A 26,976-nucleotide genomic window follows, 5' to 3' on the forward strand; every position below is an offset into this window, starting at 1 on the left:
GAGCGCGTGAGCGCCGGCCATGAGGCGACCCGTGCGGGACGCGGCCTGGGCGCTTGGACGAAGCGGTGAAGCTCAGCGCCCGGGGTCGGGCGCGCGCGCGGGTCCTGGACTCCGTGGGCAGGGACGCGGGGGCGTGGTCTGCGGGGAGAAGGGGGCGCGGCGTGTCTTCATGCTTCGCATCTTCGCCTTTGGCAGAGAGACCGAGACGAGAAGAACAGGCCCCAAATCCGGTCAAACAACTGGCCGGATTTCACGGCCATTTCCGGTGTCCGGCGATCACGCTCGCCCGACGGCCGCCGCCGACGTGAAAAGGCCCGGCGCGTCCGAGGACGGGCCGGGCCTGGCGGGCGCGCCCGCGGCGCGGGACCGCGGGGGGCTGGCGCGCTTACTTGACGTCCATGCCGAAGGTGTTGGCGATGAAGGCCAGCATGTCGGCGCGCTCCTCGATGATCTTGGAGGTCGGCTTGCCGGCGCCGTGGCCGGCCTGCGTCTCGATGCGGATCAGCTTGGGCGCGGGGCCGGTGTCGGCGGCCTGCAGCGTCGCGGTGTACTTGAAGCTGTGGGCGGGGACGACGCGGTCGTCATGGTCGCCGGTGGTCACCAGGATGGCCGGGTACTTCTTGCCGCTCTTGACGGTGTGCAGCGGCGAGTAGGCGTACAGCGCCTTGAACTCGTCCGGGTTCTCCGAGCTGCCGTAGTCCGAGATCCACGCCCAGCCGATGGTGAACTTGTGGAAGCGCAGCATGTCCATCACGCCGACCTGCGGCACCGCGGCGCCGAACAGGTCCGGACGCTGGTTCACCACGGCGCCGATCAGCAGTCCGCCGTTGGAGCCGCCGTTGATCGCCAGCTTGGCCGGCTGCGTGTACTGGTTGGCCACCAGCCATTCGCCGGCCGAGATGAAGTCGTCGAACACGTTCTGCTTGCGCAGCTTGGTGCCGGCGTCGTGCCACTCGGAGCCGTACTCGCCGCCGCCGCGCAGCACGGCCAGCACGTAGACGCCGCCCATCTTCATCCAGGTGGCGGCGGTGACGCCGTAGCCCGGGGTCATGGGCACGTTGAAGCCGCCGTAGCCGTAGAGCAGGGTGGGGTTGGTGCCGTCAAGCTTCAGGCCCTTGCGGTGGGCGATGAAGATCGGGAAGCGGGTGCCGTCCTTGCTGGTGACGAAGACGCGCTTGCTCTCGAACTGGTCGGCGTCGAAGGCGGTCTTGGTGCGCTTGAACAGCTCGGTCTTGCCGGTCCGGGCATCCAGGCGCCAGATCTCGCCCGGGGTCGTCAGGCCGGTGTAGCTGAAGAAGGTCTCGGCGTCGTTCCACTTGCCGCCGAAGCCGGCCGCGGTGCCCACGCCGGGCAGCGCGATGTCGCGCACATGCTTGCCGCTGGGCGCGTGCACGCGCACCAGGGTCGAGGCGTCCTGCAGGTAGCTCAGCACCAACTGGCCGCCGACGCCGCTGGCGGTGGACAGCGCGTCCTTGGTCTCGGGCACCAGGGTGGTCCAGGACTTGGCGTCCTTGGCCTTCCAGTCCTTGTCCAGGTCGATCGCGATCAGGCGGCCGCGGGGCGCGTCCTTGTCGGTCTTGACGATCAGGCGCTGGCCGTCCAGCACCACGGGCGAGTACTCGGCGTCGAAGCTCAGCGTGACGGGCACGGGCTTGGCGCCGGCGTAGCCGCCGTGGCCGTCCAGCGGAAGCACCATCAGGCCGTTGGCGTGCTCGGTGCCGCGGCTGATGGTGATCAGCGCGACGCGGCCGTCGTCGGTCACGTCGGTGCCGAAGCCCCATTGCTTCTCGGCGGGGTTCTCCAGCACCAGCGTGTCGGCCGACTGCGGCGTGCCCAGGCGGTGGTAGTAGACCTTCTGGAAGTAGTTGGTGCCGGTGAGGGCCTCGCCGGCCTTGGGCGCGTCGTAGCGGGCGTAGAAGAAGCCCTTGCCGTCCGGCGTCCAGGACGCCATCGAGAACTTCACCCATTCGATGGTGTCGGGCAGGTCCTTGCCGGTCTCCAGGTCGCGGACCTTCCAGGTCTGCCAGTCGGAACCCGCGCCGGCGATGCCGTAGGCCATCAGGCGGCCGTCCTTGGAGACGGCGGTCCCGGACAGGGCGACGGTGCCGTCCTTGGACAGGGTGTTGGGGTCGAGCGCGACCTGCGGGGCGTCCTTCAGGTGGCGGGCCGTGTAGAGCACGGACTGCTGCTGCAGGCCGTCGTTGCGGCTCCAGAAGTAGCGGCCGCCTTCCTTGTACGGGACGCCGAACTTCTCGAAGTTGTAGAGCTCGGTGTAGAGCTTGCGGGTGGGCAGGCGCTGGGGCATCGCGCCGAGGAACTTCTCGGTGACCGCGTTCTCGGCCTGGACCCAGGCCTTGGTGTCGGCGCTGTTGTCGTCCTCGAGCCAGCGATAGGGGTCGGCGACGACGGTGCCGTGGTAGTTGTCGGTCTGGTCGACCTTGCGGGTGACCGGGTAGGTCAGGCCTTGCGCGGCGGACGGGGCGGCCGCGACGGGGGCCGCGGGCGTCTGCGCGGTGGCGACCGCGGCGTTGCCGAGACCGACCACCAGGGCGGCGGTCAGCGTGAGACGGACATTCATGCGATGAGCTCCTGAGAGTCGAGGACGCCGCCGCGGGGCTCGTGGCCACGGGGCGGTGGCGCAGGATTGTGCCCCTGTCGACGGGGGGTGTCGTTCGTCAGGGCGGGCAAACGCGCAGGGCTCGCGGGGCGTGTGGCCGATGCGACTCGCACATCTTGGTGGTCTTCGAGATGTCGCTGGCGAGACGAGTTTGCAGACGTGGCGCGGCCTTACGCTCGATTCGGATGGGGAAGGGGCGGCGGGCGCTGGCATGTTCAAGTCGGTGAAGCGGTCTGAACGGCGTTGGGGCCGATGGCGACAGGACAAAGCGCTTCAAGAATGGCTCATCCCTTCTTCAAGAAAGTGCAGGTGCAGAATGGTTGCCCTCCCGGACCCGACCTATGTCCGCCGCCCGATGTCCCCGCCCGAGACCGCCACCTTGACCCTCCGCATCGATGCGGAGTCGCTGCGCAAGCTGGAAGCGGGCGCGGCGGCCTCCCACCTTTCTCTCGGCGAGCATGTCGAGAGGCTGATCGAGGAAGCGCTCTTCATCAACAGCCCCGAGTTCTTCGATCCGGACAACGAGGAGGCGCGCGAGTACCGGCAACTGCAGGAGAGCCGAGAGTCCCTCGCGCGAGGCCGCGACTTCCCTTTGAAGGACGTGCGGGAGGAACTGGCGGGTCGCGGTGACGACCCCAGTGCCGCGGACGCACAGGCCTCGGCGCCGTCCAGTCTGACCCTGACGATGGATGCCGAAATGATGGAGCGTCTGCGCACGTCCCCCATCGCGTTGCATTTCTCAGTCGAGGCGTACGCCCTTCGTCTGATGAACGAAGCACTGTTCATCAACAGCCCCGAGTTCTTCGATCCCGGCAACTGGGAGGCGCACGAGTACCGTCTTGTTCGAGAGGGAATTCGTTCCGGCATGCGTGAGCCGTCGATTCCGCTCGAGGAGCTGGAGAAGGAACTCCGTGAACGATTCGGAGCGGCGAGGTCGAAAGGCCAGTCGTCCAAGCCATGAGCGCCGTCATCACGCCGCAGGCTCGCCAGGATCTCGTCGAGATCCTGCGACGGATCCAAGACGACAACCCTCTCGCCGCGGAGAAGATGGCCGAAGAGTTCATCAAGAAGTTCCGATTGCTGTCGGCGTTCCCCGGGATAGGCACAGCTCAGAAGAACTCCGACCTCGGCGTCCTGCCCGTCAAGCACAACTACCGCGTGCACTACCGCGTTCCACCGCCGGAGCTTCGCATCGAACGCGTTGTCCACGTCGCGCGGAACTGGTCCGGCGAGGGCCTCCCCGCCTGACCCGCTGGCCGCGCTAGTAGTCCCAGCGCACCTCCACCTGGAACGTCCTCCCCGGATACGGATGGAAGTTCCAGTACTGGTAGTTGTTGAGGTTGTCGATCCCCGCCGCGACGGTCCATTGGCGGTCGACCTTCCACTGGGCGCGTGCGTCGACGGTGAAGTACTTGCTCGCGCTCATGTAGGCGAATCCGTTCGGATCGCTGTTGTCCAGCGTGCTGAACTGCTTCCCGCTGTAGCGCGCCCCCAGGCTGAGGTTGAGCGCCTCCGTCGCCTGCCATTGCGTGAGCAGCGTCGCCCGCCAGCGCGGCACGCGTGGCTGCCACTTGCCCACGGTGTCGCCCGGCACGGTCGCGTAGCCCGCGTTCGCGAGGATCACCGAATCCGCGAAGGTCACGCTGCCGGTCACCGTCCAGCGCGGCAGCACCGCCGCCGTGCCGCTGAGCTCCACGCCCCGCGTCCGGATGTGATCGATGTTCTGCACCGTGTTGGCATTGGTCGCGACATTGAGCTGCGCGTACAGCGCATCGCGGCTGTCCTCGTGGAACAGCGTGATCCGCAGCCCGTCACGTCCGGCGCCGGTCCATTCCGCGCTGAGCTCGCTGGTCCAGCTGCGCTCGGGCTTCAGATCGGGGTTGTTGTTGATGGCCTCGCCCTTGGCGTTGAAGCCGCCCTGATACAGCTCGCTCACCGTGGGGAAACGGACCGCGCGACCGGTGCTGGCCTTCAGCACCCAGTGCTCACCAAGCCCATAGGACAACGCGGCCTTGGGCGACCACGCGGTCTGCGCGCGCCGCGGATGCAGCAGCGTGTTGACGCCCGACTGCGTGATGCCGTCAAAGGCCTGCCAGCGCTCGCCGCGCAAGCCCAGCACCGCCGACCAGTCCGGCGCGAAGGCCCAGGCGTCCTGCGCGAAGGCGGCCTGCAGCTGCGTGTCGCCATCGAAGCGCGAGGTCTGCGCCCCCGGCGCGCCGCGACGCCAGTCGTCGAGCGCGTACACCCGCGTCCTCAGGCGGTAGCGGTCCTGCGACAGGCCCGCGTCGATCGTGTGATCGCTTCCGCCGGGCGTCCAGGTCGTCTTCGCGGCGAGCGTCGTCCACCCGGTGCCGCCCTGGTCGGTGAGCCGGCCCGCGTCGGGCAGCTTCGCCACCGTCGGCGCATAGGCGCGCGAGCGATCGGACTGGTAGTCGTACAGGCTGCCCGACAACTCCCACCCCAGCCCGTCGCGCACGCGCCGCTTCAGCGAGAGCGCATGCATCCGATGCTCCAGCTCATCACGCGTCCGCGGGAAATCGCCGGCGCCCAACGTGTAGCCCTTGCCGTCGATGATCACCGGCTGGCTGAGGCCGCCGCTGGTCCGGTGGTCGATGGTCTGGCCCATCGCATCGGTGAGGAAGCTGCGTGAGTTCCCGTCCGATCGGTTGCTCCACAAGCCGAAGACATACAGCGCGCGCAGGCCCGGGTCGAGGTCGACGGCGAACTTCACTTTCGCCTGGTCCTGCACCGTGTCGTACTGCGTGCCGCTGCCCACCAGCACCCAGGGCTGGTTGCTCCGGTTCAGGGCCTGGACCGCGCCGGTGACGGGGATCGCCGTCACGCCGCCGACCTTGCCGTCGACCGCCGGCGCGCCGCTGCTGATCAACCGGTTCGCGAAGGTCTGCGGCGGGCCCTCGCTGTCGGTGCGGCCGACGTTCAGCCACCAGGAGAACGCGCCTTCGGCGCTGCCGATCGAGGCGCTCGCCTGCTTGGCGTCGTAGTGGCGGTCGCCGCCGAGGAAGGCCTTCGGCTGCTGGCTGTAGCCCACCCGCGCGTGCGCCTCGAAGCGCGTCGGCATGCGGGTCTGGAAGTCCACCACCGCGCCGACCGCGTTGCCGGAGTACGCCGCCGAGAACGGCCCGTACATCACGTCGACACGGCTGATCTCCTCGGGCGAGACCAGCCCCCAGCGCGGCGCGTAGGTCGCGCCGTTGCCGAGCAGGTTGGACAGCAGGATGCCGTCCGCATAGACCAGCGAGCGGGCGCTGTTGCCGGTGCCCGAGGCGCGGGTGGACAGCACGGCGTGGTTGTAGTCACCGATGTAGCGCTTGCGCACCAGCAGGCTGGGCAGGTACTTGAGCGCGTCCTCGGCGTCGGTGGCGTTGACGTCGCGGGCGATCTGCTCGCCGGTGAGCCCCTCCATCGTGGTGGGAATGCGGCTGGGCAGCGAGGTCGCCGCCGCGCCGTCGACGCGCACGACGCCCAGCGTGCGGGTCGTGCTGCCCGGCGACGGAGCGTCGGCGGGGGCCGCGGCGATGCCGGCGGAGGACGGGGAAGAAGCGGTGGCAGGGGAGGCGGACGTGGTGCCGGCCTCATCGGCCGCGTAGGCGGTGGCGATGAGCGACGCGAGCACCGTCAGCGCGCAGACGCGCGCACGGGGAAGGCTGTGCATGAAAGGGAAGCTCCGACGGTCGATGGCTCGTGGGCGCGGGATCCCGGGGCGCGTCGAGAGACGGCCAGACGGGGACGCGTTCAGCGAGCGGGGCGAGACGAGCGCGGCGCCGGGCGCCGCGATGGACTCAGGCCGTCAGGGGCGGGGCCCGGGCCGGCGCGGCGCGCCAGGCATGGGCGGTGACCGACGCGCTGAAGAAGCGCTCGGGCAGACCATGGCGCAGCTCGGTGCGCAGTGGAGGGACGCCGGGGGCCGGCGGCAGCGGGAGCGCGTCCTGATGCAGGTGGCAGAACGGGCAGTGCTGGAGCAGCGAGTGCTCCTGGTCGAGCGCGCCGCCGGCCGGACGGTCGTCCGGCGCGGTGGCGGCGTCGACGCTGGCGCCGAGCGGGTTGAAGCTCGCGCCGCAGACAGGCGCCCAGGGGACGATGTCCTGGTCGAGCGCCCGCGCCGCCATCGACACCGCCGGCATCAACGACGCCAGCCAGAAGGTCACGAGGACCATCCAGCGGGCGAGGGAGGTACGGGCGGCGAGGCGCATGGCGGCGCATTCTAGGCGCAGCCGCCCGCGGATCAGAACCGGTGGCGCAGGCCCACCGAGAAGCTGTTGCCACCGGACAGCCCGGTCAGCTTGTCGCTCATGGCCATCGCGTAGACATCGGTGCGCTTGGACAGCCAGTGGTCGTAGCCGACGGTGAAGGTCTTGCGCCTGGCGCCGACGCTGGGCGAGATCTGCCCATACTGCGCCAGGATCTTGCCGGGGCCGACCGGCACCGCGCCGCCCAGCTCGTAGATCTTGTAGTCGACATGGCGCGTCGTGTTGTCGACCTTGCCGTACTGGCCGAAGAGCTTCACCACGCCCAGGTCGTAGGCCAGCCCACCCAGCCAGGTCTTGCTGTCGTCGACCGGCGTGGCGCCGCCGTCCTTGCCGACCTTCTGGAACACGATCGACGCCGCGAAGGGGCCGCCCGCGTTGTACTGCGCGCTCAGTCCGGTGTTGCGGCCGCCCTGGCCCTCGCCGGCGGCGACGAAGGCCGTGCCGCTGAACCCGGACATCGTCGGCGTCGTGTACAGCACCGAGTCGCTCCAGCCCGAGTCGCCGGTCGTGGTGTTGCTGGTGAAGATGTGGCGGATGCTGGGCGAGTAGCCGAAGCTGTCGCCGAAGGGATTGAAGCTCAGCGTGGCGACGAACAGCGGCGTGGTGTTGCGGCCCAGCTTGAGGTCGCCCCAGTCCTTGCTGCGCAGCCCCACGAAGGCGTTGCGGGCCCAGAAGGCATCGCCGTTGTAGCGGCCGGACTGGCCGCCGTCGGCGCGCAGGAAGGCGTCGAGCTGGAAGAAGGCGCTCAGGCCGTCGCCCAGGTCCTCGTTGCCCTTGAAGCCGATGAAGCTGGTGCTCATCTTGCCGCTCTCGACGTTCTTGACCGCGTCGACCGCGCCGGGGTTCTTGCTGCTGCCGACGCTCACGTCGACCAGGCCGTAGAGCGAGACGCTGCTCTGTGCCCGCGCGTTGCCGGACAGCGCGAGGACCGCGGCCAGCGGCAGGACGGCGAGCGCGAGGTGCTTGTGATGCATGGAGGTGCTCCGTTTGGATTGGAATCGTTGTGGGAGTACTGCGGGAAGTAAAGCCGGGGAAAGCCTGGGTCGCCCGATGACAACGGGATCCGGCGCTCGGGTGGGGCCGCTCATGACGGCTGGCCTCGATGCGCCCACCCGGTCAGGCGGCGCTCGATGACGGCGAACAGTTCGTACATGGCCATCGCCATCGCGCCGACCACGACCAGGCCGGCGAAGGCCAGCCCCATCTGCATCGACGATCCGGCCGACACCAGCAGGTAGCCGATGCCCTCGTTGGCGGCGGTCATCTCGGACACCGTGGTGCCGACGAAGGCCAGCGTGATCGCCACCTTCAGCGCGCCGAAGAAGTAGGGCATCGAGCGCGGCAGACCGACCTTCCAGAGGATGTCGCGGCGGCGCGCGCCCAGCACCCGCAGCACGTCCTCGAGCTCCGGCTCCAGCGTCGCCAGGCCGGTGGCGATGTTGACCATGATGGGGAAGAAGCTGATCAGGAAGGCAGTCAGCACGGCCGGGCCGGCGCCGATGCCGAACCACACCACGAGGATGGGAACGAAGGCCGCCTTGGGCAGGGCGTTGAAGCCGGTCATCAGCGGATACATCGCCGCGTAGGCCAGGCGCGAGCTCCCCATCAGGCAGCCCAGCAGCACGCCCACCACGATGGACAACGCGAAGCCCAGCATCGTGACCCAGTAGCTGCGCCAGGCATGCGCGAGGATCACGGCGTGGTGCTCGATCAGCTGCTCGCCGATGCGCCAGGGGCTGGGGAAGAGGTACTCGGAGATCTCGAAGAAGCCGCACACGCTCTGCCACAGCAGCAGGAGGACCGCGAGCAGCAGCCAATGCGCATGGCGCCTGAGCGGGAAGGCGGCGCGGCGACGGACCTCGTGACGCGGGCGATCGGGACTCGTGACGACCTCGCTCATGGCGCGAGCTCCGCGCCCGGGCGCTTCATCGCGCCGATGTGGCCGCGCAGCTCGTGGACGATGTCGCCGAAGGCCGGCGTGTAGGTGATCTCCAGATCGCGCGGCCGCGGCAGCGGCACGTCGCGGCGCAGCTGGATGCGGCCGGGGCTCTTGCTCATCACGTAGATGGTGTCGGCGAGGAAGACCGATTCGCGCAGGTCGTGCGTCACCAGGATCACGTTGAAGCCCTGCGCCGCCTGCAGGTCGCGCAGGATGCACCAGAGCTCCTCCCGCGTGAACGCGTCCAGCGCGCCGAAGGGCTCGTCGAGCAGCAGCAGCTGCGGCTCGTGGATCAGCGCGCGACAGATGCTGGCGCGCTGCTGCATGCCGCCGGAGAGCTGCCAGGGGAACTTGTCCTCGTAGCCGGCCAGGCCGACGCGGGCCAGCAGCGCGCGGGCGCGGTCCTCGAATTCCCCGCGGCGCGACTTGAGCTGCGAGCGGTAGGGCTCGACGATCTCCAGCGGCAGCATGACGTTGGCCAGCGTCGTGCGCCAGGGCAGCAGCGAGGCCGACTGAAAGGCCATGCCGCTGATCTTCAGCGGTCCGTGCACGGTGCGGCCGTCGACGCGGATCTCGCCGCGCGAGGGCGCCTTCAGGCCGGTGCTCAGTTTCATGAAGGTCGACTTGCCGCAGCCCGAGGGGCCGACGATGGCGATGAACTCGCCGCGACCGACCCGCAGGTCGATCGCCTCGACCGCGTACCGGCCTTGCGCCAGCAGCTCGTCGTTGTAGGCGAGCCAGACATCGCGGAAGTCGACGAAGGGCGCTTCGGGCGTCGCGTCCGGGTCCGCGGCCGGGGTCGCGGCGCGGTCGGCGGTGGCGGTGGCGGGCATGGACATGGCGCTCACTTCCTGGCCGGCGGCAGGACGTCGAGCTCGGCCGCCGTGGGCAGGAAGCCGCCGTTCCAGACGGCGCCCGGATCGACGCGCGTCCTCGTGCCGTAGGCGTCCGAGACCTGGCTGGCCATGAGGCTCATGCGCGGCACGGCGATCTGGCCGAAGCCCTCGGCGCGCGCGTCGGGGCTCGCGATCACGGCGTCGATGGCCATGCGCAGGCGACGCTTCTCCAGGTCCGCGTTGGCGATGCCGTCGCGCTCCTTGACATAGGCGATGGCGGCGTCGGGATGGGCCATCACCTCCTTGGCGCCCTTGGCGAAGGCGCGCAGGAAGGCCTTGAGCTGCTCGGGATGCTCCTTGATGAACCTGGGCGACGCGATGATCGCGTTGCCGTAGAGCTTCACGCCATGGTCCGGATACGGGAAGACGACCACGTCCGCGGCCTTCACGCCGCGCGCCTCCAGGCTCAGCAGCGAGGTGAACGAGAACCCCGTGATCGCGTCGACGTCGCCGCGCGCCAGCATGGTCTCGCGCAGCGGCGGATCCATGCTGATCCACTGCACCGGGCCGATGCGGTTGGCCTTCGCCAGGAGGGGGAAGCCGCGCCGGCCGGCGTCGAAGACGGGCGCGCCGAGCTTCTTTCCATTCAGATCGGCGAGGGATCGGATGCCGCTCTTCTTCAGCGCCAGGACCGCCGCCGGCGTGTTGTTGTAGACCATCATGACGGCCACCGGCTTGGCGGGCGCGTCGGGGTTGTTGGCGTGGAACTCCATCAGCGCCGCCATGTCGGCGAAGCCCAGGTCGTAGGCGCCCGAGGCCACGCGCAGCACCGCGCCGCCGGAACCGTTGCCCGCGTCGACGGCCACGTCCAGCTTCTCCTGCTTGAAGTAGCCCTTGGCGACGGGCAGCAGGAAGAGCGCCGAGGGCCCCTCGAAGCGCCAGTCCAGCTGAAACTTGATCGGCGTGGTCTGAGCCTGGGCCTGGGCGACGAGGCCGGTCATCAGGCCCAGCGCGAGGACGGGCGCGAAGGCGGCCCGGCGAAGGGCGCCGCGGCGGGTTGCAAGCATCGTGGTCTCCTGTGAATCAACAGGGAAGACCAACGCAACCGTCATGCCATCTTCACGCCGCATACGCCATATGGCGTACCCAATCGTTTGCGATGGCCGACCGCGACGAGGCGGTCAATGTATGCAGACGGCGCTGCACTTTGTATACAAAACGCGAAGCACCCGATGAGTGCGTCGCGCGCCAGATTGGGGTCAGGACTTGCGCAGCAGGTCGAGGAGCGTGCGGGCGACGACCTGGGTCGCGCGGCGCAGATCGGCCAGATCGACGCGCTCGTCAGCGCGCTTGGCGTGCGACTCCAGCACGGTGCGCGGACCCGCGCCGTAGATCGCCGCCGGGATGCCGTGCTCCCCATACAGGCGCACGTCGGTGTACAGCGGCGTGCCCGAGGTCGGGATGGGCTCGCCGAAGACGGCCTCCCCGTGACGCTGCAAGGCCTCCACCAGCGGCTGGTTGCCGGGCAGCGGCTTCAGCGAGCGCGCCAGCAGCAGTCGCCGCACATCGACCGCAATGCCGGCGACGCTCGCCGCGGCCTGGGCGATGGTGTCGCGGATCTCGGCCTCGACGACGACCGGATCCTCCTCGGGAATCATCCGGCGATCGAGCTTGAGCACGACCTTGCCCGGCACCACGTTCGTGTTGGTGCCGCCTTCGATGCGGCCGACGTTCAGGTAGGGATGCTTGATCCCTTCCACCTGGGACGTGACCTTCTTGTACTCGGCATTGCGCGCATACAGCGCGTTCAGGATCGCGACGGCGCCTTGCAGCGCGTCGACGCCGGTGTCCGGAATCGCCGCATGGGCCATGCGACCGTGCACCGTGACCTCCATCTGCAGACAGCCGTTGTGCGCCGTCACGACCTGGTAGCTGAAGCCCGCCGCGAGCAGGAAATCAGGACGTGTCAGGCCTTGCTTGAGCAGCCAGCCCGGGCCGAGCTCGCCGCCGAACTCCTCGTCGTAGGTGAAGTGCAGCTCGACGCCGCCGCGCAGTGCGACGCCCTGCGCCCGCAGCGCCTCGAGCGCCCGCAGCGCGAAGGTGTAGGTCGAGAAGTCGCTCTTGCTCACCGCCGACGCGCGGCCGTACAGCTGTCCGCCGTCGATCTCCGCGCCATAGGGATCGTGGGTCCAGCCCTCGCCCGGCGGGACCACGTCGCCATGCGCATTCAGCGCGATCACCGGGCCTTGCTCATCGAAGCGGCGCCGCACGATCAGGTTGGTCAGCGACTCCAGGCCGTACTCGCGGACCTCGGCCTGCGGGACCGGATGCTGTTCCGCCTCGTAGCCCATGGCGGCGAGCAGCTCGGCCGTTCGCGCGGCATGCGGCGCGTTGTTGCCGGGCGGCGTGTCGGTGGGCACACGCACCAGCGCTTGCAGGTAGCGGACCTGCTCGTCGAAATGCGCGGCGATCCAGGCGTCGAGCGCGTCGTACTGGGCTTGATGGGCGGGCGTGGCGGTCATGGTCGATTCAACTCAAAACGATGGCGGCAGGTTCGCGGAGGAGCTGGTCCGGGCGAAGGCGAGGGCAGGGGCCGGAACGACGACGGGACGAGGAGGACGACGCTCAGAGCGCATCGAGCAGCGCCTGGAAGGCCTGCACGCAGAGTTCGGTGTCGTCGTTGCTGATGGCCTCGAGCGGGTTGTGGCTGATGCCCAGGTTCAGACCGCGCTGGAACAGCATGGCCTGCGGCATCGCCTGATGCAGCTTCATCGCGTCGTGGCCGGCGCCCGAGGGCATGCGATGGACGGGCAATCCCAGCGCGGTCACGGCCGCTTCCCAGCGCGATTGCCAGGCGGCGTCGCTGGGCGCGGCGGCGGCGGCCTCGGTGCGCTCCAGCGTGAAGCTCAGGCCGCGGCGCTCGCAGATCTCGGCGAGCCGGGCGCGCACGTCCGCGTCGAGTGCGTCGCGCGCCGCGTCGGTCGTCGCTCGCAGGTCCAGGCTGAATCGGCATCGCCCCGGGATCACGTTGATCGAACCATTGGGCACCTGGAGCTGGCCGACGGTGCCGACCACCTCCGGCACCGCGCCGGCGCGATCCTCGACGTAGAGAATCAGTTCGGCCACCGCGGCCGCGGCGTCGCGACGGCGTCCCATCGGCGTCGTGCCCGCATGCGAGGCCAGCCCGCGCACCTCGCCGACGTAGCGGATGCTGCCGTTGATCGAGGTGACGATGCCCAGCGGCAGGTCGAGCTCGTTGAGCACCGGTCCCTGCTCGATGTGGACCTCCACGAAGCCGAGGTAGCGGGCGGGATCGCGCTTCAGCGCCTGGATCGCGTCCAGGGTCGCGGGCAGTCCCGCGTCGCGCATCAGGTCGCGCAGCACGATGCCGTCGGCATCGGCCTGATCCAGCCACGCCGGATCGAAGCGCCCCACCAGCGCGCTGGAGCCCAGGAAGGTCGCCTTGTAGCGCTGGCCTTCCTCCTCGCTGAAGCCGACGACCTCCAGGCCGTGCTTGAGCCGCCGGCCCTGGCGACGCAGCGCGCGCACGCAGACCATGGGGACCAGGATGCCCAGCCGGCCGTCGTACTTGCCGCCGTTGCGGACGGTGTCGTAGTGGCTCCCGGTGAGCAGGCGCCGCGGCCATTCGTGCGCGGCGGCCTCGCCGGGCCTGCCCGCGTGCTCATCCTTGCCGTGATAGACGCCGACGACATTGCCGACCGCGTCGATGGTCACCTCGTCGAAGCCGCACTCGCGCATCCAGTCGGCGAGCTGGCCGGCGGCGGCGCGGTGCGCGTCGGTCAGGTAGAGCGTCGTCAGCTGGCCGTGTTCGGCATAGCCCGGGTCGGAGAAGCGGGCCAGCGACTCCGCCCAATCCCAGACCTGGTTGCCGAGCGTGGGCGTGACACCGAACTTGTCGTTCAGCCGGATCTCCGCGATGCGGTGGATGTTGCGCAGGCACTCGGCGCGCTCGATGTCCGGATGCGCGTTCAGGCGGCGGGCGAAGGTCTCGATGATCTGCGCGCGCGAGAGTCCGCCGCCGCGCGGGCCGCGCACCGCGAGGATGAAGGGCCAGCCGAAGCGCGCGTTGTAGTCGGCGTTGAGCTGCTGCAGGCGCGCGAACTCCTCCGGCGTGCAATCGGTCAGTCCGGCCTTGCTCTGCTCGTTCGTGGACTCGGCGGTCAGCGTCTTCGACACCATCGCCTTGCCCGCGAGCTCCGGGTGAGCGCGGATCAAAGCGAGCTGCTCGTCGATCGCGGCGTTGCGGACCACGTCCGCCAGCGCGAGCTTGAGCGCCGCCAGGCTCGCGAAGCCGTCGGCCGGCCGAGCCGCGAAGGCGCGCCCGGCGATCCAGGGCGAGTGCTCGTACACACCGTCCAGCAGCGCGACGAAGCCGTCCGTGTCGGCGGCGTTGAGGAGGGACAGCGTGAGGCGGGTGGCGGTCATGATCGAGGATCCAGCGAGGTCGTGCGGGCGTGCGTCGTGGCTGCGGGATCAGCCCCAGACAAAGGCCTTGTCGGCGTCGAAGGGATGCGTGGCGCGCCAGTGGCGGGCGATGTCGACGCGGCGGCAGACCCAGACGCGATCGTGCTTCTCGATGTGGTCGAGGAAGCGCTGCAGCGCGCGCAGGCGGCCGGGGCGACCCAGCAGCCGGCAGTGCATGCCGATGCTCATCATCCGCGGCGTCTCGGCGCCCTCGGCGTAGAGCACGTCGAAGCTGTCGCGCAGGTACTCGAAGAACTCGTCGCCGTGGCTGAAGCCTTGCGGCAGCGCGAAACGCATGTCGTTGCAGTCCAGCGTGTAGGGCACGACCAGATGCGGCGCCAGCGCGCCGTCGCTCTTGCGGACCTTGAGCCAGAAGGGCAGATCGTCCCCGTAGTAGTCGCTGTCGTACTCGAAGCCGCCGAAGTCCGCCACCAGCCGGCGCGTGTTGGGGCTGTCGCGGCCGGTGTACCAGCCCGACGGCCGCTCGCCGGTCATGCGCTGGAGGATGTCCATGCCGATCTCCATGTGCTGGCGTTCGGTGGCCTCGTCCATGCCCTGGTAATGGATCCAGCGCCAGCCGTGGCAGGCGATCTCGTGGTTCAGCTCGACCAGGGCGCTCGTCAGCTCGGGATGCCGCTCCATCGCCATCGCGACGCCGAAGACGGTCAGCGGCATGGCGCGGCGCTCGAACTCGCGCAGCAGCCGCCAGACGCCGACGCGGGAGCCGTACTCGTAGATGCCCTCCATGCTCAGGTGGCGCGCGGGGTAGGCGGCCGGGTTGAACATCTCGGACAGGAACTGCTCGCTGCCGGCGTCGCCGTGCAGCACCGAGTTCTCGCCGCCTTCCTCGTAGTTGAGGACGAACTGCACGGCGATGCGCGCCTGACCCGGCCACCGCGCCTGCGGCGGGTGCTCGCCGTAGCCGATCAGGTCGCGCGGGTAGCCGGGAGAGAGGACGGGTTTCATGGCTTCAGCCTTGCAGCGCGGACTTCAGATCCTGCACGCGCGGGTTGAGGCGCAGGTTGGCCTCGACGTTGCCGAGGTGGGCGTCGAGCAGCTTCAGCGCCGCGCGCTTGTCGCGGGCCTCGAGCGCGTCGACGATGGCCTCGTGCTCGGCCTGCGACTCGGCGGCGGAATGGGAGCTCTGGTACATCAGCGCGATCAGCGAGCTGCGCGACAGCAGATCGGTCAGCAGCTGCGCCAGCACCTCGTTGCCCTGCATGCGGGCCAGCACGACGTGGAAGTCCGCCAGCAGCCGGGTGCGGCCCGGGACGTCGGTGCGGGTGACCGCCTCGCGCTCCTGCTTCAGGTAGCCGCGGAGCTGGCGGATCTGCTGGGGCGTGATGCGCTGGCAGAGGTCGGCCAGCATCGCGGCCTCCAGCATCTTGCGGACCTCGAAGACCTGCCGTGCCTCCTCGACGCTGGGCTGGGCGACGAAGGCGCCGCGCGCGGGTTCGAGCTTCACGAGCCGGTCCCGGCTGAGCTGGTTCAGCGCCTGCCGCACCAGCGTGCGGGAGCAGTCGAAGATGTCGGCCAGCTGCTGCTCGACCAGCTTGGTGCCGGGCATCAGGCGGCGCTCGACGATCGCCTGCGTGATGGAGGCGGTGATGCGCTCGGTGACCGAGGTGCCGGCGTCGTGATCGCGTGCGTTCATGTGTCCGGGAGTGTATACACTTTGGGCTTTCCATCCACCGAACCGCGAGAGACCGATGGGCAAGCTCACCACCCACGTGCTGGACACCATGCACGGCAGCCCCGCCGGCGGCATGGCCGTGCGGCTGTACCGCATCGAGGCCGGCGAGCCGCGCCTGCTGCAGGTGCTGACGCTCAACGCCGACGGCCGGGCCGATGCGCCGCTGCTCGAGGGCGCGACGCTGCTGACCGGGCGCTACCGGCTGGTCTTCGAGGTGGCGGACTATTTCCGCTCGCGCCGCGTGAGCTTGCCGGATCCGGCCTTCCTCGACGAGGTCCCGCTGGATTTCGGCATCGCCGATCCGGGGGCCCACTATCACGTGCCGCTGCTGGCCAGCCCCTGGTCGTACTCGACCTACCGGGGCAGCTGAGCCGTCCCGCCGATCCGGCCCGCCGCGCCTCCCGAGTTCCCGAACCCCACCGACCGATCCGATGCGTCCCTGGCAAACCCTGGCCCTTCGACTCGCGCGCGAGCCGGCCGTGCTGGTGCGCGTCGACGACGTGCAGGGCAGCGGTCCGCGCGAGGTGGGCGCCTGGATGGCGGTGACGGCCTCGGACGTCGTCGGCACCATCGGCGGCGGCCAGCTGGAGTTCGACGCCATCGCCCGCGCGCGGGCCGCGCTGGCCGCGGGCCGTGTGATCGACGCCCGCCAGCGCTTCGCGCTGGGACCCTCGCTGGGGCAGTGCTGCGGCGGGGTGGTGTTCCTGAGCTTCGAGTGGCTGGACGTCTCGGCCATCGCCGGCCTGTCCGATCGCCTGGGGCGGCAGGACGACTGGCGGCGGGTGGCGCTCTTCGGCGGCGGCCATGTGGGGCGCGCGATCGTGGATCTGCTGGCGCGGCTCCCGGTGCGGGCGCACTGGATCGACAGTCGCGAGGACATGTTCCCCGAGCCGCTGCCCGACAACGTCCGCGCCGAGCAGTCCGAGCCGGTGCAGTCGGCCGTGGCGACGCTGGCGCCGGACTCCCATGTGCTGATCATGAGCTTCAGCCATGCCGAGGACCTGGACGTGCTGGCCGCCTGCCTCAAGCGCCAGCGCGAGTCCGGCGATCTGCCCTACATCGGGCTGATCGGCAGCAAGAGCAAGTGGGCGACCTTCCGCCACCGGCTGGAGGCGCGCGGCTTCGGCGCCGACGAGATCGACCACGTGACCTGTCCGATCGGCATTCCCGGGATTCCGGGCAAGCAGCCGGAGATGGTGGCGCTGGCCGTCGTGGCGCAGCTGATGCAGACGCGTTGATCGGCTCGCCGATCCGAGACCGACCCGAAGCCTGAATGGTCTCGTCGCAGGGGGATCTTCCCGATCCTCATTGGGCGCCGGACTGTATACACTTCGCGCTCGACGTCGCCGCGGTGCCACCGGTCCCCGGACCTTCTGAGCGCGACGCCAGCCGGTTCACAGCGCCCGCAGTGGTGGTCCGGAACTTGCAATTCGTTCGTGATGGACAGCTACCTGCTCGACTGGGCCAATCTGCTGCTGCGCTGGCTGCATGTGATCGTGGCCATCGCCTGGATCGGCGCCTCCTTCTATTTCGTCTGGCTGGACAACCACCTGCTCAAGCCGCGGGCCCCGGACCTGAAGTCCAAGGGCGTGGACGGCGAGCTGTGGGCGGTGCATGGCGGCGGCTTCTACAACCCGCAGAAGTACATGGTCGCGCCGGCCGACCTGCCGCAGCACCTGCACTGGTTCTACTGGGAGAGCTACTGGACGTGGATGAGCGGCTTCGCGCTCTTCGCGCTGCTGTATCTCTTCAACGCCGACACCTACCTGATCGACAAGCGCGTCCATGACTGGAGCGCGCCTGCCGCGGTCGCCGGCGCGCTGGGCTTCCTGGCCGGCGGTTGGCTGATCTACGACCAGATCTGCCGGCGCTTCGGCCGCAAGGCCGACGGCGCGATCGGCAACGACGGCGTGGTGCTGGGGCTGATCGCGGTCGTGATCGCGGCGGCCGCCTGGGGCGCGAGTCAGCTCTTCGCGGGGCGCGCGGCCTTCCTGATCGTGGGGGCGACGATGGCCACGATGATGAGCGCCAACGTCTTCTTCTGGATCATCCCGGGCCAGAAGCAGGTCATCGCCGACATGCGGGCGGGCCGGCCGGTGGACCCGGTCCACGGCCAGCGCGGCAAGCAGCGCAGCGTGCACAACACCTACTTCACGCTGCCGGTGCTGATCGCGATGCTGTCCAACCATTACGGCATGCTCTATCAGCACGAGCACAACTGGCTGGTGCTGATCGGCCTGATGCTGGTCGGCGCGCTGGTACGGACCTGGTTCGTGAAGCGCCACAAGGGCGTGAACGCATGGCCGCTGCTGGTCGTCGTCGCCGCGTTGCTGGCCGCGCTGATCACCTGGCTGGCGCCGCGTCCGGCCGCGTCGTCGGCGATCTCGTCGGGGACGTCATCGACGGCGTCTGCCGTGGCCGCCGCGCCCGCCGCGCCGGCCAAGGTCAGCTTCGAGCAGGTCGGCAAGATCGTCCACGACCGTTGCCTCGCCTGCCACAACGCGGCGCTGGCGCCCAAGCGCATCCAGTTCCACGAACCGCAGCTCATCGAGCAGCATGCGGCCGAGATCTACCAGCAGGCCGTGGTTCAGAAGACGATGCCGCTGAACAACGCCACCGGCATCACCGACGAGGAACGGGCGACGCTGGGCCGCTGGTTCAAGGAACGGTAGTCGAGCGACCCGGCGGTCCACTGGGCGCATCGAGTCTGCCGTTCACCGCATCGTGCGCGAGGGACGTCCCGGGCCGCTGCTCTAATCCGCCGTCATGACCGAGATCTACATCAGCACCGACGTCGAGACCGACGGCCCGATTCCCGGGCCGCATTCGATGCTCAGCCTTGGCGCGGCGGCCTACACGGCGGACAAGCATCTGCTGTCGACCTTTTCCGCCAACCTCGAGACGCTGGAGGGCGCGAGCCCGCATCCCAAGACGGCGGCCTGGTGGGCGACCCAGCCCGAGGCCTGGGCCGCCTGCCGCTGCGATCTCGAGTCGCCGGAAGCGGCCATGCGCCGCTACGTGGCCTGGATCGCGACGCTGCCCGGCAAGCCCGTGTTCGTCGGCTATCCGGCGGGTTTCGACTTCCTCTTCGTCTACTGGTACCTGATCCGCTTCACCGGGGACAGCCCCTTCAGCTTCTCCGCGCTGGACATCAAGAGCTATGCGATGGCGGTGCTCAAGACGGAGTTCCGCGCCAGCACCAAGCGCAACATGCCCAAGAGCTGGTTCGATCCGCTGCCCCACACGCATGTGGCCGTGGACGACGCGGTGGAGCAGGGGGCGCTGTTCTGCAACATGCTGAGGGCGAATCGCCGCGAGTGAGTGCGTCCGGCGGCGGGGAAGCCGAGCCAGGTCGGCGTCGTGATGGGGCCGTATCGAGGCCCGTGTCGCACCCCGTCGCCCGCGCCTCCGGGTCTCTCCGATGGTGGGAACGTCCGCCTCGATCCAGAATCCGAAACATCGTTTCAGATTTCGGATCCTGAGCTGGAGCGAGCCTTTCCACCGGAGCAGGACCGCGGAGCGAAACCCCCATGACGAAGCGCGTGGCCGTGATCGGCGAATGCATGTTGGAGCTGCAAGGCGAGCCCTTCGGCGCGATGACGCTGGGCTATGGCGGCGACACCTTCAACACCGCCGTCTACCTGCGCCGCTGTGGCGCGGCGGCCGGCATCGAGGTGGCGTACGCGACGGCGCTCGGCGAGGACAGCCTCAGTGCCGGACTGCTCGAGCGCTGGCGCGACCAGGGCATCGACACCGGCCTGGTACGGCGCGTCGTGGACCGCATGCCGGGGCTCTACATGATCGATGTGGACGCGTCGGGTGAGCGCAGCTTCCGCTACTGGCGCGACAGCGCCGCCGCCCGCTGCTACTTCGACGCGCGCGTCACGCCGCTGGAGGCCGAGGCCCACGGGTTCGACGCGCTCTACCTCAGCGGCATCACGCTGGCGATCCTGCCCGAGGCGGGGCGGGAGCGGCTGTTCGCGCTGATGGCCGCGATGCGCGAGCGGGGGGCGCTTGTCGTCTTCGACAACAACTATCGGCCGCGCTTGTGGGCGGATCGCGCGGTGGCGCGCGGGGCGTTCGAGCGGGCGTTCGAGCTGGCGACGACCGCGTTGGTGACCGCGGACGACCATCAGGCGCTGATGGGGCTCCCGGACATCGACGCGGCGATCGCGCAGGCGAAGGGGCTCAGCGCGCCGGAGGTGCTCATCAAGCGAGGTGCGGCGCCGACGCTGGTGAGGGCGGCAGGGGACAAGGCCTGGCACGAGGCGCCGACGCAACGGGTCGAACGGGTCGTCGATACGACGGCGGCAGGGGATTCGTTCGCGGGTGGGTATCTCGCGCGGCGACTGGCCGGGGAGGGCGCGGTCGAGTCAGCGATCCACGGCAATCGCGTCGCCGCGCGAGTGATCGGGCATCGAGGGGCCATCATCTCGGCGGAGGCGATGGGAGATTTGGTTTGAGCGGCCGAGGCGCACCGCGCGCTGCGGGAGCTCCCACCCTCACCCCTGCCCTCTCCCGCCCCGCGGGAGAGGGAGTAAAGATGCATCTAGTCCGTCGAGTCCGTCGAGTTCATCGAGTTCATCGAGTTCATCGAGTTCATCGGGTTCATCGGGTTCATCGGGTTCGTTGAGTTCGTTGAGGTCGTTGAGGTCGTTGAGGTCGTCGATTTCGTGGAGTTCGTCGAGTTCATCGGGTTCATCGATTTCATCGATTTCATCGATTTCATCGGGTTCATCGAAGGACAGCGAGCCTGACGACTCCCTCGCCCGCTTGCGGGAGAGGGCAGGGGTGAGGGTCTTCGGGGTCAGCGCATCCACTGCCCGAGCCCCGGCACCGTCGCCGCGAGCTCCCTGGCGACCATCGCCGAGAACACCTGCGCCCCTTTCGCCCCCAGGTGCGTCCGATCGAACGCCGGATTCGCCGCTCCCGCGCGCTCCGATGAGGACGTCGCCTGCGCGGGTGCGCTCGCCGGCTTCGGTGCCATCGCGAGCGAGTCTGCCTCTGTCTCCCCCATCGCCTGCACCGCATCGCGGCTGACGGCATGGAGGTCGATCACCGGCACCTGCTGCTCATGCCCGACGCGCAGCGTCGTCTCCGCCCACGGACGCAGGTCGTTCGTGAGATACCCGTTGCCATCGAAGCTCCGCCGCGTCAGCGGCGTGAGCATCACCAGGCTCGCCCCGGTCTGCGCCACGTCCTGCGCGTACCCCGCGAGATTCACCGGGAACTCCGTCACCAGATCCGTCGACCGCCCCGGTTTCCCTGGCTGGTCGTTGTGCCCGAACTGCATCAGCACCACGTCGACCTGTCCGGCGGGTCGATCCCGCAGGAGGGTCATGACCTGACCCCACAGCCCTTCCGCCCGATAGCTCTTCGTGCTGCGTCCCCCACGCGCGAGATTGAGACACTGCACCTCCGGCCGGAACCTCGCGCACAACGCATCCCCATACCCGCTCTTCGTCGCCATCGTCGAATCGCCGACGAGGATCACCCGCAGCGACACGGCCCGGGCCGCATCGACATGCGTCCGGGCCGTGTCCTGCTGCGCCTGGGCGGCGCCCGCCGCGAGGGCGAGCGCCGCGAGCCACGCTCGCGTCCGCATCGATCAGAACTTGTAGCTCGCGCCCAGCAGGTACTCCCGGCCGGTCACGTGATACACGACGGGGCTGTTCCGTGCCCGCGAGATGAATTGATCGTTCACCTCGTTGGTCAGGTTCACGCCCTCGAGCGTGATCGTCAGCTTGTCGTTGACCTTGTAGGAGATGGACGCGTCCACGTTGAGCGTCGCGTTCTTCCCCTCGACGTCATTGTTGTTCTGCCCCGGCACCCGCGTCAGGAAGGCCGAGCGCCGGGACGCCGACACCCGCGCGCTCAGCTTGTCGTCCTCGTAGTACAGCGTGGCGTTCCACGACTTGGGCGACATGTTGAGCAGGTCGTCCGTGATCATGGCGTCGCTGGTGGGCGAGACCAGGTAGGCGATCTTGGACTTCACGTAGGTGTAGTTCAGCAGCGTGCCGAAGTTGCGCCCCCAGCCCGGCAGGAAGGTGAAGGGCTGCTGGTAATTCAGCTCGATGCCGCGCAGCTTGCCCCCCGGGGTGTTGATCGGCGTCGTCAGCTGGAAGACCTCTTCCCCGGTGAAGTTGGACGGCAGCAGCGACAGCGGCAGGCCGGTCTGGTTGAACGGGGCGTTGGTGCGCAGGCTCTGGATGTAGGTGTTGATGTTCTTCTGGAACAGACCCACGCCCAGGAAGGCGTTGCGCGCGAAGTACCACTCCAGGCTGCCGTCGAAGGTCTTGGCGCGGAAGGGCTTGAGGTAGGGGTTGCCCGTCGTGATCGACAGCGTGCCCGTGGTGCTGATCGTGCCGCCCGGATTCAGGTTGCCCAGCTGCGGACGCGCCATCACCTTGGCCGCGGCGAAGCGCGCGATCAGGTCCGGTGTGAGGTTCGCGGAGAGGTTCAACGCCGGCAGCCAGTCCTTGTACTTCTGGCCGATCACGACCTCGGTCCCCCCGCCGGTGGCCAGGTAGCCGGTCGCCTCCTGCTCGGTCTGCACGTAGCGCACGCCGACGTTGCCCTGCACCTTCAGGCCCAGCACCTTGCCCTCGAAGTCCGCCTGCACGAAGCCGCCCTTGTCCTTCTCCACCACCGCGCGGTTGTTGCCGCGCGCGTTGCCGTTGGTGGTCGACGACAGCGTGAAGTCGCCCGGGCCGCCGGCCGGCCCGCTCTTGATGCAGTTGCAGTAGATGTCGTACGCGGCGGCGATGGCGTTGAGGTCGGGGATGACCCAGGAGGTCGGCGTGCCGGCCGGCAGGTTCAGCCCGCGGCCGAAGCCCGTCAGCATCTTGGTCAGCACCGCCGAGCCCGCCGGCGCCGCGAAGATGGTGTCGTTCTGGTTGACGCGCCGGAACTCGTAGGTGTCGAAGTCGTATTTCTTGTAATCCGCGCCGGCCTTCAGCGTCAGGCGGTCGGGCACGACTTCCCAGGCGAGGTCCAGGTGGGCGATGTCGTTGCGGTTGTTGGCGCCCTGCGGCCGGATGCGGATCTCGCTGGTCGTGGTGTTGGTCACCGTGGCGGGCTGGTTGGTCGCCACCTGCGGCACCCCCACGATCTGCAGCGCGCCGTTCTGCTGCGCTGGGTCGAAGGGGTACTTGATCACCGGCAGCCGGTCGTTGCCGCGGAAGTCCAGCGTGTAGCCGTTGACGTTGATCGCGTCCAGCGTGGTCGTCGTCTGCACCGGATTGCGGAAGCGCGAGTCCGCCCGGCCCACCCGCGCGTTGAGCTTGAGGTGGTCGGTGATGTCCTGCTCCAGCGTGAGGCTGGGCTGGGTGAAGGTGGTGGACAACTCGTCGTAGCGCGACTCGGCGCGGATGTCGACGCCGTTGAACACGCCGTACTGCAGCGCGCCGTTGGGCGCGTACTGCGCCTCCACCACGCTGGTCTGCGGCTTGCCACCCTGGCTGGCCGTGCGGCTGAAGGAGATCGCCTCCAGGAAGTCCTCCGCGCGCGTGGCCTTGAGCTTCGAGTACAGCAGGTCGAAGCTCAGCAGCGTGCGGTCGCTGGGGCGGAACTGCACCGAGCTCGTCAGCCCCAGGCGGTCCTGGTCATGCGTGAGCCGGCCGTAGCGCGGCAGACGCGGATGGAAGTTGTTGACGTTGCTCGCGAGGTTGTACGCGGAGGTCGCCGCCGACGACGCGGGCAGGCGGGGCACGCCCTGCGCGGCGGGGCCGCAGTTGGCCGCGGTGGTCGTGGGATTCGCCGGGGTGACGCCGACCGGCGAGCACCAGCCGCCCGACGAGGCGCCGTTGTCCCAGCGCACCGTGGAGAACCCTTCCTCGAGCAGCCGCCGCTTGGAATACGCGCCCGACAGCAGCACGCCGACCTTGTTGTCCAGGAAGACATCGCTGATCAGGAAGGCCATGCGCGGGTCGGTCTCGCGCGCGAGGTCGTTGTAGCGCGCCTTCACCGAGCCGGTGATCACGCGCTTGTTGAAGTCGAAGGGCCGCGCGGCGCGCAGGTCCACCGTCGCGCCCAGCGAGCCCTCGTCCACCTCGGCCGAGCTGCTCTTGCGCACGGTGATGGTGTTGAAGAGCTCCGAGGCGAAGACGTTGAAGTCGAAGCCGCGCGAGCGGTTGGCGCCGCCCGAGCTGTCGGTGCCGCCGGTGGTGGCCAGCGCCTCGATCCCGTTGATGCGCACGCGGGTGAAGTCCGCGCCCAGGCCGCGCACCGTGATGTTGCGGCCCTCGCCGGCGTCGCGGTCGATGACCACGCCGGGCACGCGCTGCAGCGACTCGGCCAGGTTGGTGTCGGGGAACTTGGCGATGTCCTCGGCCTTGATCACGTCGACGATGCCGCGGTCCTGCTTCTTCGCGTTCAACGCGCTGGCCAGCGAGGCGCGCAAGCCGGTGACCACGACGGTCTCCAGCGACTTGTCGGCGCTCCTGTCGGCGCTCTTCTCACCGGCGTCGGCCGAGGCGGCGCTGGCCGCGGCCGCGGGCGCGGCGGCCTGTTCCTGGCTCCAGGCGGGCAGCGACAGCGTGGCCGTGCCCAGCAGGCAGGCGGCCAGGCGCGTCAGTCGCGGCGGTTGCGGGGCGGGCGCGGACGTCCCGAGGCGGGTCCCATGGCGTTGGGGCATGTCTTGTCTCCACAAGGTTCTTCTGTGGCCGCGGGCACGGGATCGTCGCCCGTCGCTCTCGCGGCGTCGTGGTCGTCACGGGCGCGCGCAGGGCGCCGTCGGATCGGGAGCGGCCATCGCTGCAGTGCGATCGCCACCTCGGTACTGCGTGTCGGTACTTCGAAGATCAGGAGTCCGCGCGGCGCGGACCCGGGAGAGCCACCGGCCGGCGCGAGGCCGTCCGGCCCGGCCGTCGCGGGGACGACCGGAGAGAGGGTCAGGGCTTGCTCAGGCGGCGCTCAGAGGTAGTCCTCGCGCCGCGGAGAGAACTGGTCCAGCAGCGTGCTGTCCTGTTCCAGCGCGACCACGCCATGCGAGGTCAGGCGCGGAGCGACGAAGGCGTCGCCGGCGCGCAGCACCTTCTTGACGCCGCCCACCTCGCAGTCGAAGGCGCCGCTGATCACGAACGCGATCTGGTCATGCGCGTCGTGCGCATGCGGGGTGCCGATCGCGCCCTTGTCGAAGCGCACCAGCACCGACATCAGCTCCGGCGTGTGGCCGACGATCTTGCGGCGGATGCCGTCGCCGAGCTCGGTCCAGGGCTCGGCGTCGTTCTCGAAGTAGGGGTCGGCGGACGGATTCATCGGGGCGGGTCTCCTGCAGGCATGGACGGTCTGAAGCCGTCGTTGCAGGCAACTATAGCGACGTCGCGAAAAATTGAAACGCTGGTTCACTACATAGAAACCATAGTTCCGGGAAAGTCCGCAGCCTCGTACGCTTCGTTCCCATCAGATCCAGGAAGCATCCCCAAGCAGGGTGTTCCCGACCCGCCCCAGCCGGCCGCTCGCGCTGTCCGCGAGGCCCGGCGCGGCACCATCCCACCGAGGAAGACATGGACATCCGCCAACCCATCCACAGCGAGCACGCCCGCACGCTGGACACCGACGGCCTGCGCCGGCAGTTCCTGGTCGAGGACCTGTTCCAGGCCGACCAGGCGACGCTCACCTACAGCCAGATCGACCGGATCATCGTCGGCGGGATCATGCCGGTGACCCGGCCCGTGAGCTTCGCGCCGGAACTCGGGAAGTACACCGGGACCGATTTCTTCCTGCAGCGCCGTGAGCTCGGCCTGATCAACATCGGCGGCGCGGCCCGCGTCTTCGTCGACGACACCCAGTACGACATCGGCCCGCGCGAGGCGCTGTATGTCGGCCAGGGCGCGAGGATCATCGAGTTCAAGAGCGTCGATGCGGCCGATCCCGCGAAGCTGTACTTCAACTGCGCGCCGGCCCACACCTCGTATCCGACGCGCAAGGTCACGCTGGCCGAGGCTTCGCCGGAGACGCTGGGCTCGCCCGAGACCAGCAACCGCCGCACCATCTACAAGTTCCTGGTGCCGGACGTGCTGCCGACCTGCCAGCTGCTGATGGGCATGACGCAGCTGGAGCCGGGCAGCCTGTGGAACACCATGCCCTGCCACCAGCACGACCGGCGCATGGAGGTCTACTTCTACTTCGACATGAAGTCGGACGCGGTGGTCTTCCACATGATGGGCGAGCCCGCCCAGACCCGTCACCTGGTCGTGCGCAACGAGCAGGCGGTCATCAGCCCGAGCTGGTCCATCCACTCCGGCGTGGGCACGCAGGCCTACACCTTCATCTGGGGCATGGTCGGCGAGAACCAGGTCTTCAAGGACATGGACCACGTGCCGATGACGGCGCTGCGCTGAGCTCACCGGACCGAAGGGAACAGACATGATCCTGGATCAATTCCATCTGGCGGGCCGGGTGGCCATCGTCACGGGCTGCAACACCGGACTGGGGCAGGGCATGGCGGTGGCGCTGGCGCAGGCCGGCGCGGACATCGTCGGCGTGAACGTCTCCGATCCGGTGGAGACCCGGGCCGAGGTCGAGCGCCTGGGGCGCCGCTTCCTGGACCTGCGCGCCAACCTGGGCGACATCAGCTGCATCGAGGGCCTGGTGGCCGAGGCCAAGTCGCTGACCGGCCGCGTCGACATCCTGGTCAACAACGCCGGCATCATCCGCCGCGAGGACGCCATCCGCTTCAGCGAGAAGGACTGGGACGACGTGGTCGATCTCAACCTCAAGACGGTGTTCTTCTTCTCGCAGGCGGTGGCCCGGCAATACCTGGCCCAGGGCGGCGGCGGCAAGATCATCAACGTGGCCTCGATGCTGTCCTTCCAGGGCGGCGTGCGGGTGCCCTCGTACACGGCCAGCAAGAGCGGCGTGATGGGCATCACCCGGCTGATGGCCAACGAGTGGGCCGCGCACGGCATCAACGTCAACGCGATCGCGCCGGGCTACATGGCGACCAACAACACCGCCGCGCTGCGCCAGGACGAGGGCCGCAACGCCGCCATCCTGGACCGCATCCCGGCGGGTCGCTGGGGCGTGCCGGACGACTTGGCGGGCCCGGTGGTGTTCCTGGCCTCCCAGGCGTCCGACTACGTGAACGGCTACACCGTCGCGGTCGACGGGGGCTGGCTGGCGCGCTGAGGGCAAGA

At 69.2% G+C, this 26,976-nt stretch carries 24 protein-coding genes; 9 read left to right on the plus strand and 15 right to left on the minus strand.

The window, feature by feature from the left end:
- Positions 1-385: 385 nt before the first annotated feature.
- Positions 386-2,578, minus strand: a complete 2,193-nt coding sequence (locus tag MCHT01_RS02325) for a prolyl oligopeptidase family serine peptidase (RefSeq protein ID WP_084451643.1) — start codon at positions 2,576-2,578, stop codon at positions 386-388.
- A gap of 394 nt (positions 2,579-2,972) precedes the next feature.
- Between MCHT01_RS02325 and MCHT01_RS02330 the strand changes: the two genes are divergently transcribed.
- Both MCHT01_RS02330 and MCHT01_RS02335 read left to right on the plus strand, forming a co-directional pair.
- Positions 2,973-3,578 carry a hypothetical protein gene (locus MCHT01_RS02330; RefSeq protein WP_148661346.1) on the plus strand — a complete coding sequence of 202 codons (606 nt, stop codon included), beginning with the start codon at positions 2,973-2,975 and terminating at the stop codon, positions 3,576-3,578.
- Positions 3,575-3,865, plus strand: coding sequence for a type II toxin-antitoxin system RelE/ParE family toxin (locus tag MCHT01_RS02335; RefSeq protein WP_067061797.1), 291 nt, complete (start codon positions 3,575-3,577; stop codon positions 3,863-3,865). The genes MCHT01_RS02330 and MCHT01_RS02335 overlap by 4 nt, the downstream gene beginning before the upstream one ends.
- A 13-nt stretch (positions 3,866-3,878) precedes the next feature.
- Here the strand turns inward: MCHT01_RS02335 and MCHT01_RS02340 are convergent, their stop codons facing one another.
- The 10 genes from MCHT01_RS02340 to MCHT01_RS02385 form a co-directional block, all read right to left on the minus strand.
- Positions 3,879-6,290 carry a TonB-dependent receptor gene (locus tag MCHT01_RS02340; protein WP_084451645.1) on the minus strand — a complete coding sequence of 804 codons (2,412 nt, stop codon included), beginning with the start codon at positions 6,288-6,290 and terminating at the stop codon, positions 3,879-3,881.
- Positions 6,291-6,417: 127 nt separating this feature from the next.
- Positions 6,418-6,828 carry a DUF2946 family protein gene (locus MCHT01_RS02345; RefSeq protein ID WP_067061800.1) on the minus strand — a complete coding sequence of 137 codons (411 nt, stop codon included), beginning with the start codon at positions 6,826-6,828 and terminating at the stop codon, positions 6,418-6,420.
- Positions 6,829-6,860: 32 nt separating this feature from the next.
- Positions 6,861-7,859 (minus strand): porin, encoded by a 999-nt coding sequence (locus tag MCHT01_RS02350; protein ID WP_067061801.1) that lies wholly within the window; start codon positions 7,857-7,859, stop codon positions 6,861-6,863.
- A gap of 110 nt (positions 7,860-7,969) precedes the next feature.
- Entirely contained in the window at positions 7,970-8,785 is an 816-nt protein-coding gene (locus tag MCHT01_RS02355) for an ABC transporter permease (protein ID WP_067061804.1), read from the minus strand.
- Complete coding sequence (locus MCHT01_RS02360; RefSeq protein ID WP_067061953.1) at positions 8,782-9,657, minus strand: ABC transporter ATP-binding protein; 876 nt, start codon at positions 9,655-9,657, stop codon at positions 8,782-8,784. Before MCHT01_RS02360 ends, MCHT01_RS02355 begins: the two co-directional genes overlap by 4 nt.
- A gap of 11 nt (positions 9,658-9,668) precedes the next feature.
- Positions 9,669-10,727 carry an ABC transporter substrate-binding protein gene (locus tag MCHT01_RS02365; protein ID WP_084451647.1) on the minus strand — a complete coding sequence of 353 codons (1,059 nt, stop codon included), beginning with the start codon at positions 10,725-10,727 and terminating at the stop codon, positions 9,669-9,671.
- Between the two features lie 192 nt (positions 10,728-10,919).
- Complete coding sequence (locus MCHT01_RS02370) at positions 10,920-12,182, minus strand: M20 family metallopeptidase (protein WP_067061807.1); 1,263 nt, start codon at positions 12,180-12,182, stop codon at positions 10,920-10,922.
- Positions 12,183-12,285: 103 nt separating this feature from the next.
- Positions 12,286-14,106, minus strand: coding sequence for a 2-oxo-4-hydroxy-4-carboxy-5-ureidoimidazoline decarboxylase (gene uraD / locus MCHT01_RS02375; protein ID WP_067061810.1), 1,821 nt, complete (start codon positions 14,104-14,106; stop codon positions 12,286-12,288).
- Between the two features lie 48 nt (positions 14,107-14,154).
- Complete coding sequence (gene puuE / locus MCHT01_RS02380; protein ID WP_067061813.1) at positions 14,155-15,111, minus strand: allantoinase PuuE; 957 nt, start codon at positions 15,109-15,111, stop codon at positions 14,155-14,157.
- Between the two features lie 4 nt (positions 15,112-15,115).
- A complete protein-coding gene (locus MCHT01_RS02385; RefSeq protein ID WP_067061816.1) occupies positions 15,116-15,799 on the minus strand; it encodes a GntR family transcriptional regulator in 684 nt (227 codons plus the stop codon).
- 55 nt (positions 15,800-15,854) lie between these two features.
- Between MCHT01_RS02385 and uraH the strand changes: the two genes are divergently transcribed.
- The 5 genes from uraH to MCHT01_RS02410 all read left to right on the plus strand — a co-directional run bounded on the left by uraH (position 15,855) and on the right by MCHT01_RS02410 (position 20,301).
- Positions 15,855-16,208 (plus strand): hydroxyisourate hydrolase, encoded by a 354-nt coding sequence (gene uraH / locus MCHT01_RS02390; RefSeq protein WP_067061819.1) that lies wholly within the window; start codon positions 15,855-15,857, stop codon positions 16,206-16,208.
- A gap of 61 nt (positions 16,209-16,269) precedes the next feature.
- Positions 16,270-17,076 carry a xanthine dehydrogenase accessory protein XdhC gene (gene xdhC, locus MCHT01_RS02395; protein ID WP_067061822.1) on the plus strand — a complete coding sequence of 269 codons (807 nt, stop codon included), beginning with the start codon at positions 16,270-16,272 and terminating at the stop codon, positions 17,074-17,076.
- 201 nt (positions 17,077-17,277) lie between these two features.
- The gene (locus tag MCHT01_RS02400; protein ID WP_067061825.1) at positions 17,278-18,510 is read left to right on the plus strand and encodes a urate hydroxylase PuuD; all 1,233 of its coding nucleotides are present in this window, start codon (positions 17,278-17,280) and stop codon (positions 18,508-18,510) included.
- Between the two features lie 94 nt (positions 18,511-18,604).
- The gene (locus MCHT01_RS02405; RefSeq protein WP_067061828.1) at positions 18,605-19,159 is read left to right on the plus strand and encodes a 3'-5' exonuclease family protein; all 555 of its coding nucleotides are present in this window, start codon (positions 18,605-18,607) and stop codon (positions 19,157-19,159) included.
- A gap of 209 nt (positions 19,160-19,368) precedes the next feature.
- On the plus strand, positions 19,369-20,301 hold the full coding sequence (locus tag MCHT01_RS02410; protein ID WP_067061831.1) for a sugar kinase: 933 nt from the start codon (positions 19,369-19,371) through the stop codon (positions 20,299-20,301).
- Positions 20,302-20,340: 39 nt separating this feature from the next.
- Here MCHT01_RS02410 and MCHT01_RS26640 read toward each other — a convergent pair whose 3' ends face one another.
- The 4 genes from MCHT01_RS26640 to MCHT01_RS02425 all read right to left on the minus strand — a co-directional run bounded on the left by MCHT01_RS26640 (position 20,341) and on the right by MCHT01_RS02425 (position 25,096).
- On the minus strand, positions 20,341-20,658 hold the full coding sequence (locus tag MCHT01_RS26640) for a hypothetical protein (protein ID WP_169806085.1): 318 nt from the start codon (positions 20,656-20,658) through the stop codon (positions 20,341-20,343).
- Complete coding sequence (locus MCHT01_RS02415) at positions 20,646-21,443, minus strand: rhamnogalacturonan acetylesterase (protein WP_067061834.1); 798 nt, start codon at positions 21,441-21,443, stop codon at positions 20,646-20,648. The genes MCHT01_RS26640 and MCHT01_RS02415 overlap by 13 nt, the downstream gene beginning before the upstream one ends.
- A 3-nt stretch (positions 21,444-21,446) precedes the next feature.
- Positions 21,447-24,473: a TonB-dependent receptor gene (locus MCHT01_RS02420; RefSeq protein ID WP_067061837.1), complete on the minus strand. Its 3,027-nt coding sequence runs from the start codon at positions 24,471-24,473 to the stop codon at positions 21,447-21,449.
- A gap of 278 nt (positions 24,474-24,751) precedes the next feature.
- Positions 24,752-25,096 (minus strand): cupin domain-containing protein, encoded by a 345-nt coding sequence (locus MCHT01_RS02425; RefSeq protein WP_067061840.1) that lies wholly within the window; start codon positions 25,094-25,096, stop codon positions 24,752-24,754.
- Positions 25,097-25,344: 248 nt separating this feature from the next.
- Here MCHT01_RS02425 and kduI point away from each other — a divergent pair, with 248 nt between their 5' ends.
- Both kduI and kduD read left to right on the plus strand, forming a co-directional pair.
- The gene (kduI, locus tag MCHT01_RS02430; RefSeq protein ID WP_067061842.1) at positions 25,345-26,181 is read left to right on the plus strand and encodes a 5-dehydro-4-deoxy-D-glucuronate isomerase; all 837 of its coding nucleotides are present in this window, start codon (positions 25,345-25,347) and stop codon (positions 26,179-26,181) included.
- A gap of 25 nt (positions 26,182-26,206) precedes the next feature.
- The gene (kduD, locus tag MCHT01_RS02435) at positions 26,207-26,968 is read left to right on the plus strand and encodes a 2-dehydro-3-deoxy-D-gluconate 5-dehydrogenase KduD (protein ID WP_067061845.1); all 762 of its coding nucleotides are present in this window, start codon (positions 26,207-26,209) and stop codon (positions 26,966-26,968) included.
- The last annotated feature ends 8 nt before the right edge of the window (positions 26,969-26,976 follow it).

Source organism: Mitsuaria chitosanitabida ATCC BAA-476 = NBRC 102408 (assembly GCF_001598255.1).
Taxonomy (GTDB): domain Bacteria; phylum Pseudomonadota; class Gammaproteobacteria; order Burkholderiales; family Burkholderiaceae_C; genus Roseateles; species Roseateles chitosanitabidus.

Bases quoted from the DNA above. Each gene is read 5' to 3' on its own strand.
- MCHT01_RS02420 (WP_067061837.1), bottom strand. From the start codon at position 24,473: ATGCCCCAACGCCATGGGACCCGCCTCGGGACGTCCGCGCCCGCCCCG.
- MCHT01_RS02405 (WP_067061828.1), top strand. From the start codon at position 18,605: ATGACCGAGATCTACATCAGCACCGACGTCGAGACCGACGGCCCGATT.
- MCHT01_RS02425 (WP_067061840.1), bottom strand. From the start codon at position 25,096: ATGAATCCGTCCGCCGACCCCTACTTCGAGAACGACGCCGAGCCCTGG.
- MCHT01_RS02340 (WP_084451645.1), bottom strand. From the start codon at position 6,290: ATGCACAGCCTTCCCCGTGCGCGCGTCTGCGCGCTGACGGTGCTCGCG.
- MCHT01_RS02345 (WP_067061800.1), bottom strand. From the start codon at position 6,828: ATGCGCCTCGCCGCCCGTACCTCCCTCGCCCGCTGGATGGTCCTCGTG.
- MCHT01_RS02415 (WP_067061834.1), bottom strand. From the start codon at position 21,443: ATGCGGACGCGAGCGTGGCTCGCGGCGCTCGCCCTCGCGGCGGGCGCC.
- puuE (WP_067061813.1), bottom strand. From the start codon at position 15,111: ATGAAACCCGTCCTCTCTCCCGGCTACCCGCGCGACCTGATCGGCTAC.
- MCHT01_RS02410 (WP_067061831.1), top strand. From the start codon at position 19,369: ATGACGAAGCGCGTGGCCGTGATCGGCGAATGCATGTTGGAGCTGCAA.
- MCHT01_RS02350 (WP_067061801.1), bottom strand. From the start codon at position 7,859: ATGCATCACAAGCACCTCGCGCTCGCCGTCCTGCCGCTGGCCGCGGTC.
- MCHT01_RS02335 (WP_067061797.1), top strand. From the start codon at position 3,575: ATGAGCGCCGTCATCACGCCGCAGGCTCGCCAGGATCTCGTCGAGATC.
- xdhC (WP_067061822.1), top strand. From the start codon at position 16,270: ATGCGTCCCTGGCAAACCCTGGCCCTTCGACTCGCGCGCGAGCCGGCC.
- MCHT01_RS02355 (WP_067061804.1), bottom strand. From the start codon at position 8,785: ATGAGCGAGGTCGTCACGAGTCCCGATCGCCCGCGTCACGAGGTCCGT.
- MCHT01_RS02330 (WP_148661346.1), top strand. From the start codon at position 2,973: ATGTCCCCGCCCGAGACCGCCACCTTGACCCTCCGCATCGATGCGGAG.
- MCHT01_RS02370 (WP_067061807.1), bottom strand. From the start codon at position 12,182: ATGACCGCCACGCCCGCCCATCAAGCCCAGTACGACGCGCTCGACGCC.
- MCHT01_RS02385 (WP_067061816.1), bottom strand. From the start codon at position 15,799: ATGAACGCACGCGATCACGACGCCGGCACCTCGGTCACCGAGCGCATC.
- kduD (WP_067061845.1), top strand. From the start codon at position 26,207: ATGATCCTGGATCAATTCCATCTGGCGGGCCGGGTGGCCATCGTCACG.
- uraH (WP_067061819.1), top strand. From the start codon at position 15,855: ATGGGCAAGCTCACCACCCACGTGCTGGACACCATGCACGGCAGCCCC.
- uraD (WP_067061810.1), bottom strand. From the start codon at position 14,106: ATGACCGCCACCCGCCTCACGCTGTCCCTCCTCAACGCCGCCGACACG.
- MCHT01_RS02325 (WP_084451643.1), bottom strand. From the start codon at position 2,578: ATGAATGTCCGTCTCACGCTGACCGCCGCCCTGGTGGTCGGTCTCGGC.
- kduI (WP_067061842.1), top strand. From the start codon at position 25,345: ATGGACATCCGCCAACCCATCCACAGCGAGCACGCCCGCACGCTGGAC.
- MCHT01_RS02360 (WP_067061953.1), bottom strand. From the start codon at position 9,657: ATGCCCGCCACCGCCACCGCCGACCGCGCCGCGACCCCGGCCGCGGAC.
- MCHT01_RS02400 (WP_067061825.1), top strand. From the start codon at position 17,278: ATGGACAGCTACCTGCTCGACTGGGCCAATCTGCTGCTGCGCTGGCTG.
- MCHT01_RS02365 (WP_084451647.1), bottom strand. From the start codon at position 10,727: ATGCTTGCAACCCGCCGCGGCGCCCTTCGCCGGGCCGCCTTCGCGCCC.